General features: G+C 45.3%; 13 protein-coding genes. 6 read left to right on the top strand and 7 right to left on the bottom strand.

Annotation, left to right across the window (positions count from 1 at the left end):
* Positions 1 to 52: 52 nt before the first annotated feature.
* The 3 genes from ATL39_RS08075 to htpX form a co-directional block, all read right to left on the bottom strand.
* Positions 53 to 1,186: a copper resistance D family protein gene (locus ATL39_RS08075; RefSeq protein WP_120192824.1), complete on the bottom strand. Its 1,134-nt coding sequence runs from the start codon at positions 1,184 to 1,186 to the stop codon at positions 53 to 55.
* The gene (locus tag ATL39_RS08080; protein WP_120192826.1) at positions 1,187 to 1,738 is read right to left on the bottom strand and encodes a copper resistance CopC family protein; all 552 of its coding nucleotides are present in this window, start codon (positions 1,736 to 1,738) and stop codon (positions 1,187 to 1,189) included.
* Between the two features lie 126 nt (positions 1,739 to 1,864).
* Positions 1,865 to 2,764, bottom strand: a complete 900-nt coding sequence (htpX, locus tag ATL39_RS08085) for a protease HtpX (protein ID WP_120192828.1) — start codon at positions 2,762 to 2,764, stop codon at positions 1,865 to 1,867.
* Positions 2,765 to 2,945: 181 nt separating this feature from the next.
* Between htpX and ATL39_RS08090 the strand changes: the two genes are divergently transcribed.
* Entirely contained in the window at positions 2,946 to 3,923 is a 978-nt protein-coding gene (locus tag ATL39_RS08090; RefSeq protein WP_120192829.1) for a zinc-binding dehydrogenase, read from the top strand.
* 21 nt (positions 3,924 to 3,944) lie between these two features.
* On the opposite strand, the gene ATL39_RS08095 is transcribed toward ATL39_RS08090, so the two are convergent.
* Positions 3,945 to 5,000 (bottom strand): potassium channel family protein, encoded by a 1,056-nt coding sequence (locus ATL39_RS08095; RefSeq protein ID WP_120192831.1) that lies wholly within the window; start codon positions 4,998 to 5,000, stop codon positions 3,945 to 3,947.
* 88 nt (positions 5,001 to 5,088) lie between these two features.
* Between ATL39_RS08095 and ATL39_RS08100 the strand changes: the two genes are divergently transcribed.
* From ATL39_RS08100 to ATL39_RS08110, 3 genes are all read left to right on the top strand, one after another.
* Positions 5,089 to 5,976 carry an amidase gene (locus ATL39_RS08100; protein WP_120192833.1) on the top strand — a complete coding sequence of 296 codons (888 nt, stop codon included), beginning with the start codon at positions 5,089 to 5,091 and terminating at the stop codon, positions 5,974 to 5,976.
* An 81-nt stretch (positions 5,977 to 6,057) separates the two neighbouring features.
* Entirely contained in the window at positions 6,058 to 7,548 is a 1,491-nt protein-coding gene (locus tag ATL39_RS08105; protein ID WP_342768765.1) for a potassium/proton antiporter, read from the top strand.
* 117 nt (positions 7,549 to 7,665) lie between these two features.
* Positions 7,666 to 8,535 carry a DMT family transporter gene (locus ATL39_RS08110; RefSeq protein ID WP_120193151.1) on the top strand — a complete coding sequence of 290 codons (870 nt, stop codon included), beginning with the start codon at positions 7,666 to 7,668 and terminating at the stop codon, positions 8,533 to 8,535.
* A 73-nt stretch (positions 8,536 to 8,608) separates the two neighbouring features.
* On the opposite strand, the gene ATL39_RS08115 is transcribed toward ATL39_RS08110, so the two are convergent.
* Both ATL39_RS08115 and ATL39_RS08120 read right to left on the bottom strand, forming a co-directional pair.
* Positions 8,609 to 9,067 (bottom strand): flavin reductase family protein, encoded by a 459-nt coding sequence (locus ATL39_RS08115; RefSeq protein WP_120192835.1) that lies wholly within the window; start codon positions 9,065 to 9,067, stop codon positions 8,609 to 8,611.
* A gap of 13 nt (positions 9,068 to 9,080) precedes the next feature.
* Positions 9,081 to 9,989: an alpha/beta hydrolase gene (locus ATL39_RS08120; RefSeq protein ID WP_170146872.1), complete on the bottom strand. Its 909-nt coding sequence runs from the start codon at positions 9,987 to 9,989 to the stop codon at positions 9,081 to 9,083.
* Between the two features lie 183 nt (positions 9,990 to 10,172).
* On the opposite strand from ATL39_RS08120, the gene egtB reads away from it, so the two are divergent.
* Both egtB and egtD read left to right on the top strand, forming a co-directional pair.
* Positions 10,173 to 11,384, top strand: a complete 1,212-nt coding sequence (gene egtB / locus ATL39_RS08125) for an ergothioneine biosynthesis protein EgtB (RefSeq protein WP_120192839.1) — start codon at positions 10,173 to 10,175, stop codon at positions 11,382 to 11,384.
* Positions 11,385 to 12,353, top strand: coding sequence for an L-histidine N(alpha)-methyltransferase (gene egtD, locus ATL39_RS08130; protein WP_120192841.1), 969 nt, complete (start codon positions 11,385 to 11,387; stop codon positions 12,351 to 12,353).
* Positions 12,354 to 12,617: 264 nt separating this feature from the next.
* Here egtD and tenA read toward each other — a convergent pair whose 3' ends face one another.
* On the bottom strand, positions 12,618 to 13,286 hold the full coding sequence (gene tenA / locus ATL39_RS08135; protein WP_120192843.1) for a thiaminase II: 669 nt from the start codon (positions 13,284 to 13,286) through the stop codon (positions 12,618 to 12,620).
* Between the last annotated feature and the right edge of the window lie 2 nt (positions 13,287 to 13,288).

Raw genomic sequence — 13,288 nt, forward strand, 5'->3', positions numbered from 1 at the left:
CATCTATTTTTTTCGGGAACCGAAAGAACAGATGCGCCATCTATAACCTTTTTTAAAATAAGCCGGCTGCAGAAGCCGCAGCCGTTTCCAGGCCAATCATGCTCATTAATCCCAGCATCATACTAATTGCAAAAAAGAGAGAAATGCCAAGCACAACCCAGGCAGACATTTCTTTTTTCATGGAATAGTACGTCAGCCAGGCAAATAAGCCGCCGACTAGTATCAGCACCAAACCCGGAAGGTGAAAGGAAAACACAGGAGAAGCCGGCCCGGCCGGGCCGCTGTCAAATAACATCGCGTACAGCGGCGAAGGACCTTCTGCTCGCAGCAGCCTTTCAATTCGCTGGGGCGTTTCCTGTTCTGTCATAAATGCTGTCACCGCAAGAATGCTCAGCGCGGCAGCGCTCTCTGCGCGAAGCCAGGATCTGGGGCTGAAGGAAGCATCTTTTTTTAAGCGCCCCCTGATGAAAAACGCATTAAAGACGGCAAAAAATAAAATAACTGCAAAAAGCAGATGCTTCAATAACAATGCCTGACCGTAGCTCAGTACCCAGGAGCCGGTAATCGATTCCGTTATAAGCTGGGACATAATCAGTCCGGACATTGTTACAAGCACTACGCATCCAACAGCAATAAGCGTAAACCATTCCAAAAACCCTTCCCAGTTAACATAGCTTTTGGAAAACCAGCTGACTACAAACAACGTCCCAATCCATACGCTGACTGCCAGATAGTGCATCGTATGAGTGGTAAATCCAATCAGACTGTTAGCCGACGCAGCATGTCCTACACTCGCCTGAAAGCCGATAATTGCTGCGAGAAGCGCCATGGAAGCGAGATAAATACTCCAATGCGCGTTTTTTTTTCTGTAAAATAACGCAATCAACACAGCAAGAGCCGCCGAGGCGATCGTTAAGGAGATCCAGGCGGTTCCAATTTGAAAAGAAAAAACGACCATTTCCAATGCTTCGCTAAGCAGGCGGTCCCGGCCCGATGAAATAGACCGGGCAATATCAAGCAGAGAAGGAAATGTTAATACAGGAAGAAGCAGGGCGCTTCCCAGCACGAGCGGAAAGGGTACTTTAAGCTCCGGCCGGTTTGTTTTTGGAATCATATTCAGCAGGGCGGTTCCCATAAGAATTCCAAGCGCAACGTACAGAAGTCCGTTGCTTACAGCGATAAGCACTTACTTTTTTCTCCTGATCAAAAAGAATAAAGCTCCTGCCACAAGTACTAATAAAATGACGGTTCCTCCCAGAACCAGGGGACTGCCGGAGTCCTCTTCTTCTGTTTCAGCCGCTGCTGTCTCTTCTGTACTCTCTTCTTCCGGTGCAGCTTCCTCTTCTTCTGCACCATTTTCCTCCTGCGCTTCAGCAGCATCCTCTTCCTGATCTACTGTAAAGGCAATCGTATCCTCAATAATATGGCCGTCTTCGCTGATAATTTCAAACTCAAAGGTGTAATCCCCATTTGGAAGCGGCTCGTCTGTATTAAACGCAACTTCTTCCAACGGATCATGTGTTACTTCTCCAAGAACAGGTTCTCCTTCTTCATCGTATAAATCGGCTATGTTGTAATCCTGAATAGGAGAGTCAAAAGAAATAATGATTTCGCTTATATCTTCTTCTACCGTTTCTCCATCCTCCGGTGTGGATTCTTCCATATACGTATGAGCCTCGGCAGAAGCCGGAAACCATAATAAAGCAAAAGCCGCAAAAGCTGTTCCAATATATTTCATATTACCTCTCCTTAAATTATACTCTCTTTCTTTATAACAGAATTGGGGCGGAATGGCTGTGAATAAATAAAGACATTTAAAACAAGCTCATAAAAAAGAACCCGCTTGGCACGGGCCCTTTTGAATTTATCTTTCCTGCAGTCTTCTAATTCTTTCCTCAAGCGGCGGGTGGGAAGAAAACAGCATCGCCATAGAGGTCTTACCATTGATTTTAAGCGTCTGTACAGATCCGTGGCTGTCGTCCACCCGTTCGGAATACTGTTTCAGGGACTGTAGAGCGTGGGTCATTTTGTCGCGGCCGGCCAGATCTGCCCCTCCCCGGTCTGCGTGAAACTCCCGGTACCTGGAGAAAGCCATTACGACGATACTTCCCAGAATGGAAAATAAAATCTGGAACACAATGATCGCCCCGAACCTCACGAACATACGAAGCGTTTCGTCTTTGACAAAATTGGCCACCACCGAAGCCACGATGCGGGCAAAGAAGATGACAAACGTATTTACTACACCCTGCAGAAGCGTCATCGTAATCATATCGCCATTGGCGACGTGAGCCACTTCGTGGGCAATAACCCCTTCTACAGCTGTTTTATCCATCGTCTCCAGCAGTCCGCTCGATACTGCTACCAGAGAACGCTTCTTGGAAGGACCGGTAGCAAAAGCATTCACTTCCTTCGAATTATAAATACCTACTTCCGGCATGTGCGTAAGTCCAGCATTTCTTGCCATCGTATGAACGGTTTCCAACACCTGTTTTTCAGCCTGCGACTGAGGCTGATCCGGATCTATTACCTTCACGCCCATCGCTTTTTTAGCCATCCAGCGTGAAATCGCCAGAGATATTAAAGCACCGCCAAAACCAAACGCAGCACTAAACAGCAGTAACGCTACAAAGTTCATGCTTCCGTCCGGGCTCGTCATGCCTCCGATATTAATACCGAATAAGCTCAGAATGCCGATTACGATAGAAATTGTAGTAATAATTAAAATATTGGTAACCAATAATAGTAATATTCTTCTTCCCATTACTTCCACTCCTTTTTCTCTCTTAATCATACCTGCTTCTATTTTACGAAGCTACTGAATTATTTGTTTCACTTTCTTTGCGCTTGTTTCGTTTATTCTTTTTCAAAAAAGGAATGTAAGTACGTATACGCCTGTTTACAGAAACCCGAACAGCTTTATTAACTAAAGGAGGACTCTATTAATGAAAGCATTAGCACTTACGAAACCAGGAAGTATTGATCATCTGGAAATTACTGATCTCCCTGTACCTGAACCAAAGGAACAGGAAGTACGAATTAAAGTAAAAGCAGCCGGCCTTAATCCGGTGGATTATAAACTATCAGAAAACGGACTGCCTGAATGGGAATTCCCCCACATACCGGGTCTGGATGTTTCCGGCATCATTGATAATGTATCCCCCGGCTTATCCGATTGGAAAGAGGGAGACGAAGTATACGGCCACATAAGCATGGCAGAAAACGGCGCTCTTGCTGAATACGTTACCGTCCCTGCTGAAGTACTTGCCCCGCTTCCATCGGGATGGAGTCATGAAGAAGCCGCTTCCCTTCCAACCGCCGCTCTTACTGCCTATCAGTCCCTGTACCGGAAAGTAACAGTACAGAAGGGACAGACTATTCTTATTCAGGCCGGCGCCGGCGGAGTGGGCGGATATGCCATTCAGCTTGCCTCGCTTGCCGGTCTTCATATCATCACGACGTGTTCTCCGGAGAACAATGATTACGTAACAGAACTGGGCGCGCATAAAATCATTGATTACAAAACAGAAAATGTGACCGAAGCCATTCACAAATATACTAAGGGACGCGGCGTGGACATCGTGCTGGACACTATCGGCGAAAAAACAGCCACCGAAGCTGTCGATTTTCTTGCTTTTAACGGCCATCTTGTCTGTATCGCTTCGCTGCCGGATTTCACCCAGTACACTCCCAAAACGCTGGCTCCTTCTTTTCATGAAGTGGCACTTGGCTTTGTGTACCGGTCTGATGATCTCGAACAGCGTGCCGATCTCGGCCGCATGGCCAGGGAGCTTGGCGCCATCGCCTCGCAGGGCAAAATCAAACCGCTTCCGCTGGAAGTGGTTTCACTGGAAGAGACGGCATCTGCTCTTCACCGTATAAAAGACGGGCATGTCCGCGGTAAAATCGTAGCAGCTCTATAATAAGCAAAAGCAGAAAAACCGTCAGCGGTTTTTCTGCTTTTTTCTTTTATGGATCTGATCATATGTTTTCTCACTGCAGATTACGAACAGCCGGGCATCTTCGCCAATCTTTTCATCCAGCTTCTGGTTAATGTGGAAGTCCTGTCCGTCCGATACGAGCGTAGCTCCCTCATGCAGCAGTTCTTTAAAGGCCTCCCGGTACGTGTTCCATTCCGGACGCTTTGATATTTCATACAAATCATCCCCGTAACTTTTCGAAAGGAGCTGGGATACCAGTCTTGATGTGCCGGGGCTGAAAGCTGAACGCACCGCCAGCTGGGCCACCATCTCTGAGGACAAAATAAATTCGTCAATTCGAACGTGGGTAAAGTTATGAATATTCTCGCGTTCTTTTACTTCTACAATGATATAAATAGAGTCATAGTGGCGTTCAATATTGGTCGCAATCAACAGCGTTTTTCCATCGATATAGGAAGGATCATGAATGAACTCGCCGTTTCTTGTCAGTTCGTTCGGAAATACAAATACTGCTTTCGCTTCTTTGATATTCGCCTGATCAAGGGTTTCTTTGTGAATGGGGTTGCCTTTCACATAATGAACGCGGTCATGATGAATAGGAGCCTGCTCCAGCTGATCCACAATAACAATGTCCACATGCTTATCTGTATGTAAAATTTCCTGGATAGCCAGTCCCGCATTTCGGCTCCAGTCGATAATCACGATATGGCCTTTTCCTTTAAAATCCAATCTTCCACCTTCTTTTTTACGATTATACATGTAAAAATAATCGACGATTTTACTTATAACTATCGATATCAGACCGATACCTATTATATAGAGAAAAATAGCATACAGTTTTCCTCCAACTGTAACAGGAGAGTAATCACCGAACCCTACCGTTGTAACGGTTGTCATCACCCACCAGAATCCGTTAAAGGGGGACTCGAACGTTTCCGGCTCCAAATAATAAATAAAATAGGAACTAAATAAAATTAAAAGGCCGGCACTCAAGAAAATAAATCTGCTGTTTACTTTAATGAGCCGTCCAAAAATCTGGCTGAAAAATATATGATCCACTCCTTTTCTTTTTTAACTAAATTATAGCATAATCCTTTTAACCGGCAGGCGCTGCTTCTTATATCCCTATAAACTGGAGGACTAATGAATGAAACGATTTTTTTCCATCTTAACTATTTTACTGGCGGTGATTATTGTGGCAATTACGCCTCAGCAGCATGTGAACGCAAATGGTGATTATTTATCCACCTGGCTGTGGGACACAAATAGAATGCTTTCCGAACCCGATCGGATTCTTACTTTTCTTGAATCCAAAGAAGCCGAAGCCGTCTATCTGCAGATTGATCGAAATATCCCATCCTCCTCCTACCGCAGCTTTATTCAAAGAGCAGGCGAGCGCGGGATAGCGGTGCATGCCCTGGACGGTGCCTCTGACTGGGGCGAGCGGTACAGCGGCAAAACGCCGCCGCCTGTATTTTCCTGGCTGAACACCTACCAGAACAGTGCAGCACCTTCAGAAAAATTTGCGGCTGTTCATCTTGATGTAGAACCTTACCTTCATTCGAGCTGGAACACCGACTACAAGAAAAGCGTATTTAATTATCAAAAGTTGATGATAAACAGCACAAAAGCCGCCAACGATATGGGGCTGCCTCTTTTTGCCGATATGCCTTTCTGGTTTGATGAAAGAACCTATAATAACAAAATCGGAAAAGGCAATCTGGCGGAATGGATCATCAAGCAGGCGGACGGTGTTAATATTATGGCCTACCGGGACAAAGCAGACGGACCCAATGGCATTACTGCTCTGGTTTCAAATGAGATGAATTGGGGGAATGTATATGCAACGCCTGTAACCATCGGAGTAGAAACGATGAACCTCGGTTCATCTGAATCTTTTACTACTTTTTATGAAGAAGGCGAAACATATATGCAGGCAGAATTGGAAAAGGTACGCTCCGCCTACAGCGGCTACCGGAGCTTTAACGGCTTTTCCATGCACCATACGTATTCGTGGATTGATATGAAACCATAATACAAAAGGACAGCATCTTACAAAAATGCCTGTAATCGGGCATTTTTTTTGTTTTCTTCCTGAAAAAAAGGAGGCTATATTGTGCTGAGCGGTTATTTATTAAGTGATTATATTCTTCTTCTTACCGGCCTGCTGCTTGCCTGCGGGGTACTGGTATCCAAGTTCTCCACCCGTCTCGGTGTTCCATCTCTTATATTGTTTATTGCGATTGGTATGCTTATGGGATCCGGCGGATTAAATATCCTTCCTTTAGGGAACGTAGAATATGTGCAGGCAATTGGTATTCTCGCTCTTGTTATTATTTTATTTGAAGGCGGTATCCAGACAAACTGGTCGGTTATCCGCCCGGTTGCCGGCACTGCTCTCTCGCTGGCAACTATTACAGTACTGCTCACTTCCCTGCTTCTGGCGGGCTTTGCCTACGTTCTTCTCGACCTTACAATGACAGAAGCCTTTCTGCTCGGAGCGCTGGTCGGTTCTACTGATGCTGCCGCCGTATTCGCTACGCTGAAGGGTAAAAACATTAAACCGAACCTCAGTGCCTCTATGGAAGGAGAAGCCGGAGCCAACGATCCAATGGCCGTTTTCCTTACTCTGGCTGCTATCGAACTCCTTACTTCTCCGGATCCCAGCTACGCGCTGATGGCCGGAAGTTTTTTATGGCAGATGACCGGCGGATTATTAATTGGACTGGTTTTAGGAAAGGCCGGTTCCTACGCAGTCAACAAGATTAATATGGACGCAGGTGGACTTTATCCTATTTTTGCAATTTCTTTTGCGTTTATTATTTACAGTTCCGCCCAGTTTGCCCTGGCAAGCGGCTTTCTTGCCGTTTACGTAGCTGCACTTGTTATCGGCAATTCAGAATTAACCTACCGTCATTCCATCACAACCTTTCACGAAGGATTTGCCTGGATGGCCCAAATTGTTATGTTTATTGTTCTTGGAGCGCTTGCCACCCCGGAAGATATTTTTTCATGGGGTGTAATATGGACGGGTGTCCTGCTTTCTTTTTTCATTATGTTTATTGCCAGACCGGCAGCCGTTTTCCTTTCCACAATAGGGAGCGGTTTCTCCCTGAATGACCGGCTGTTCTTGTCCTGGGCCGGGCTGCGCGGCGCTGTGCCGATTATTCTGGCTACCTTTCCTATCGTTGCCGGGGTAGATAACGATTCGATCATTTTCAATACGGTCTTTTTTATCGTACTCACTTCCGCCTTAATTCAAGGATCAACTATTGCTCCTTTGTCCAATAAACTAAAAGTCACCGCCCCCGACACTAAGGATGAACATTCCTCCTGGGAGCTCGTCAATATTGGAAAAACAGATGCCAAGCTTGTCGAATACAAAGCTTCCAAACGTTCTGCCATTATTGGTCATCATGTAAACAGCCTTAATATTCCGGAAGAATCTGCTGTTAATGCATTGGTCCGCGATGGAGAGCTTCTCAACACAGATGCCAATATTGAAATACAGCCGGGCGATACGTTATTCATTCTCGTAGCCACCAGGAAAAAACATGATTTAAAGCAGATGCTCGATGGACAAAAAGAAAAGAAACGTTTTTCATAAACTAATGATAATAGGGTTCTATTCATTCTTCTAAACTGGGATAAATGGAATCTATTTTCTAAAAAGGAATGATGAATAAAAATATAAAAAAAGCGCTTAAGGAGGCAGATTATGAACATGAAATACGCAGGCGTCGGATTAGTGATGCTGGCTGCAGTATTCTGGGGGATCACCGGGGGTATTGCCGACATTTTAATGAGCCGGGGCTGGGACCCTATTGTTATTTCGCTCTACCGGGGAATTATTGGTTTTATCTGTTTTTTTACTTGGGTTCTTTTTCGTTTTAAAGACAACTGGGTCCGCTCTACTTCTTTCTACATATGGGCTCTGCTTGCAGGAGTCGGTGTCGCCGGGAATTTCACCTTTTATTTCGTAAGTATTCAGGCATCAAGTATCGCTGTGGCGGTTACCTTAATGTATACAGCCCCAATATTTGTTCTTCTTATTTCTTTTATACTCGGAATGGAACGTTCCACCTGGCTGAAATGGGGAAGCATTGCCGGGGTTCTTATAGGGATTATACTTCTTACAGGGGCTTATAATATGGGGTCACTTACCGTCAATGCTTTAGGGGTGGCTGCCGGCCTGGCTGCCGGGCTGTCCTACGCGCTTTTTATATTTGGATTTAAAAATGCTTCGTCTCTTGGGAAACCCCAGGCTACGTTAACCATTGCGTTTCTTGCTTTTTGCATTATTCTTTTTATATTTGCTGATATGGACGAAGCCGCCGCTGTTCTGACATCAAACGATACAGGCTGGTTTCTTCTTTTAGGTATTGTCGGCGCCGGGATTTCCTTTATCTTATATGTAATCGGAATTCGCTTGACGACTCCTGCAAAAGCCTCAATGGTGGCGATGGTTGAGCCGGTAACCGCCTCTTTATTCGGTGTGCTGCTGCTTGGCGATCATTTAACTTTCGTTCAGCTTCTCGGAATGGCCCTCATTCTGGTTACTGTTACCGTAGTGAGTGTAAAAACATCAAACTAAAAAAGCCGGGTCCGGAGAAACTCTCCGGACCCGGCTTTTGTGTCAGCAGTATTTTTGACAAAGCTGCTTTTATTTATTCAGCAAATTTATTGTATTTTCCTTCAAAGTACAGCAGCGGATCCCCGTCCTGTACCTGAAGGTTAATCACTTCTCCAACAAACAATGTGTGATCCCCTGTTTCGTGGGTCGAATGTACTCTGCAGACCAGACTAGCCAACGAGTCCTCAATAATAGGCTGACCTTCAAACCGTTCGAAGGATACTTCGATATCTTCCTTGAGCTGTCTGGCAAAGTACATGGAATATTTCTCCTGCTCCTGCGAAAGAATACTAACCGAAAAGGTTCCGGCTTCTTTAATCTTTTCGTGACAGGTAGCATTTTTAGACACCGAAACAACTACTAGTTTTGGATCAAGGGATACCGACATAAATGCGTTGGCTGTCATCCCATATATTTCGTCTGTTTCTGTTGTAATTACGGTTACGCCGGAGGCAAATTTGCCCATAGCGGATTTAAATAAACGATCGTCCATTTTTCTTCACTCCTTATTTAGTAGTAGATGATGAAGCGGGTTCATTGGTATGCAGGGATGTTTTTAGTGAACCGGCAATAAGTTCCCAGGCTTCTTCTGCCTGCCTGTTCGGGCCGTCATGGGTAAATGCATGCTCACACCCGTCAAAACGCCTGTGCTCAGCCTCGATTCCATGTTTGATAAGCTTAGCAGCATACAGCTCTGCTTCTTCTGCCAGGGAATCATATTCTGCGGTAATAACCAGTGCCGGCGGAACACCATTCATATTTTCCGCCATGATAGGAGAGGCAAGTGGATTTTTAGCACTTTCCTTATCCAGCACGTAGCAGTTATTATAAAAAGTCATCTGTTTAGCCGGGATGACCCGGTTTTCATCAAGTACCGGCTTCTCTTCAGATGGCGTTACCAAATCCAGCACTGGGTAATTAAGAATCTGTTTGGAAAAGGAAAATTCTTTCCTGATGGCTGCCAGCAGAGTAAGCGCTGCAGCCAGGTTACCCCCTGCGCTCTGACCTCCGACAGCCAGCCGGTCTTTATTAGCACCGAGGCTTTCGGCGTGGTCAACCACCCATTTTATTACTTCATAACTTTCTTCCAGCGCTGCCGGGAATGGAGATTCCGGCGCTTTCGCATAATTGATATTCACTACCAGACAAGAAGCTTCATTTGCTATATATCTGCAGTAAGGATCGTCCTGAGAAGCATCTCCATGTACAAACCCGCCTCCATGCAGGTTTATGTAAATAGGAAGTTTTGCTGTTCCCGATCTTACCGGATAATAAAAAGTTACAGGAGTGAGCCGCCCTGTTGTAGAAATCAATCGTTTTTCAGCGGAGGCGACCGCCTGAATATTTATTGTAGAAGGGCGCTTTTTAAAAGAAGCTTTTTTTCTAATTGCTTTAGCCTGCCAGGTATTTATCATTTTACCGCTCCATGTTATTTGACGTATATCATTATGTACCCTCTCTATAATGAATTCTAACATTCTATTATTCTGACGGGTCTGCAGGTTTCGTTCCATCAAAAAGAAGGTATGAGATAAGTAAAATTTTTTTAGGAGGTTTTCCCCATCGAACACACCGCTTCAGCTGCTGTTGAAAAGCTTCTGGAAGATTTTCGGACAATCCGCAGACAAACGCTTCACATTACCGCCCCTCTGGAAACGGAGGATTATATGATGCAGGCATCTCCCGACGTGAGTCCGGCAAAATGGCACTTAGCCCATACAACCTGGTTTTTTGAACAATTTATATTAAAAAATCATGCTGAAAACTATGAAGAGTTTTCCAAGGACTCCAACGCTCTTTATAACTCCTATTATGAAACACAGGGAAAGATTTTCCCCAAGTCACAGCGCGGGCTGATTTCGCGGCCCACTGTAGCGGAAACCTTTGCCTATCGTGACTACGTAGAGCAGCAGGTGGAGGCTTTTTTACAGACTACGCCTTTAACAGAGGAAATTGCTGATCTGATGGAAGTAGGTCTGCAGCACGAACAGCAGCACCAGGAGCTGCTTATTACAGACACTAAGTACAACTTCTCGATCAATCCGACAAATCCTGCTATTATACCGGATCATCTGTCAGAAACGACCGCTGCGCCGAGGGAATGGCTGACGTTTGAGGAGGGACTTACAGAAATAGGCACGAATAATATTCATTTTTCTTTTGATAATGAACGTCCCGTTCATAAATACTGGATCCATCCATTTTCGATCGCGACCGTTCCCGTAACAAACAGGGAATACATGAATTTCATTGAAGACGGCGGCTACAAAGAGGCCGGATACTGGCTGTCCGAAGGCTGGTCTATCGTCAAACAGGAGCAGTGGGAAGCCCCCTTATACTGGGAAAAGCATGAGGGCGAATGGTACGCCTACTCTCTGCAGGGGCTCAAGAAGGTGAATCCGGAAGAACCCGTCACCCACATCAGCTATTATGAAGCAGACGCCTTTTCCCGATGGGCCGGCTTCCGCCTCCCTACAGAACAGGAATGGGAGCACGCGTTCAGCGGATATTCTACAGAGGGACATTTTGTAGAAGCCGAAACGTACCACCCTGCCCCGGTCGATAAGCCGGAGCATGTTTATGGAAACGTATGGGAATGGACAAGAAGTCCTTACGCTCCTTATCCCAATAATCGGCCGCTTGAAGGGGCGCTTGGAGAATACAACGCCAAATTTATGAGTAACCAGATGGTACTGCGTGGAGGATCCTGTGCAACACCGCAGTCTCATATCCGCTCGACGTACCGGAATTTTTTCCCTCCTGAAAAACGCTGGCAGTTCAGCGGCATCCGCCTTGCAAAGGATGAATAAATGAAAAAAACAAATCTTCCTTATACGCTGGTTGACCTGCAGCCTGATGTGTCATCTTTTAAAGAAGATGTGATTGCCGGTTTCGAAAAAACCCATAAGGCTCTGCCGGCCAAGCATTTTTACGACAAAACGGGAAGTTCATTATTCAACGCCATTACGAAGCTGCCGGAATATTACGTAAGCCGGACAGAGATGGAGATTCTGCACGATTTTGGTCCTGATATTGCTGAAGCAATAGGCGTCCGTGCGCATATTATTGAACTTGGAAGCGGAAGCTTCGACAAAATCAATCAGGTGCTCCCTTTTCTGGAGAGCCCTGCTTCTTATAGACCGGTGGATATATCGATCAGTGCGCTTCAGGATACCGCAGAACAAGTGCTGGAACGATATCCGGATTTAGAGGTTACCGGCATATGTGCAGATTATACGAGCACCCTGGACTTTCTGCAGCAGGACAAGGGAAATAATAAAACCATCTGCTTTCTCGGTTCAACGATCGGCAACTTTCAGAAAAAAGAGGCCGCCGCTTTTCTTCAATCATTGGCCGGCGAATTGGATGACGACGGGCAGATTTTGATTGGCGTAGATTTAAAGAAAGATACTGCTGTTCTTCATCACGCTTATAATGATGCCAAAGGCATTACAGCCGCCTTCAATTTAAATATTCTGGAACGTATGAACAAAGAAATGAAAGCTGATATTGATTCAGCTGAGTTTACGCACCATGCTTTTTATTCTGAGGAAAACGGACGAATTGAAATGCACCTTCAGAGCAGTAAAGAACAGCTGGTATCGCTGGAAGAACACACCTTTCACTTTTCCAAGGGAGAAACCATTCATACCGAAAACTCCCATAAATTTTCTATTTCCGAGTTTATTGCACTGGCTAAGCAATCTCATTTAAACGTAGATGCTTTTTGGACAGATGAAAAGGAATGGTTTGGAGTATTTTTATTAAAACGACCTTAAACAGCAAAGAGAAAGCACCCACCGTGCTTTCTCTTTTCAGGCTGTTGAAAAAAACAAAATACGTATTTTTATAAAAAATCTCGCACAGGGGTGCTTTCCGCAGGCCATGCCTCAGCTAAAGAAGAAAAATCGTCTTCTTTATCTTCATCTATGGCTGTTCTGCAGGAGTCACCCCTGTGTGTTTTTCTTCTTTTTTTATAAAATCTTTGAAAGTATTCGAGGTGATGTATAGACATACAATACGAATTAGGTTCTCTTTTTCTATTATACCGGCCAGTTTTTGTGATGGTACGCCATGTCCCAAAATAGGTATTCGAACTTGGTCGTCGTTAAGAAAATCTCTTCCAGCTTATCGAGTTCATGCTGTGGCTTTCCTTCTGACAGCTCGTCCAGCAGATCAATGCACCAGTCTGCGAGTTTCAGGAAATCCGGGTCACTGTACGTGCGTATCCACTCTCCGTAGAGCTCATGCTCAACTGCTCCTGGAATGCGGCTTAGATCCCGGCCGATTTCTGCGTAACTCCACATACATGGAAGCAGTGCCGCCGTCAGTTCAGCCAGCCCTCCGTTCTGTCCTTCATGAAGCATATACCTCGTATAGGCCAAGGTCACTGGCGCTGCCTCGGCCTGTTCCAGCTCTTCTTCTGTAATGTCAAGCCTGGCACTGTAGTCCCTATGCAGCTGCATCTCTTCGTTGAGCGTAGACTGAAGCAGATCCACAAACTCTCCCATTGTTTTTAATGTCCGGGCCTTCATCGTCCCCATCGCAAACAGACGGGCATATTCTTTTAAATACAAATAATCCTGTATCATAAAATAACGAAAGGCTTCTTTTTCCAGCGTTCCGTCCCCCATTCCAGTAACAAACGGATGACTGTGGTTTTTCCTCCAGATCGGCTGAAGTTTTTGCTGAAGCGTACGGCTGAATGACATTT

This window comes from Sinobaca qinghaiensis (genome assembly GCF_003610495.1).
Taxonomy (GTDB): domain Bacteria; phylum Bacillota; class Bacilli; order Bacillales; family Marinococcaceae; genus Sinobaca; species Sinobaca qinghaiensis.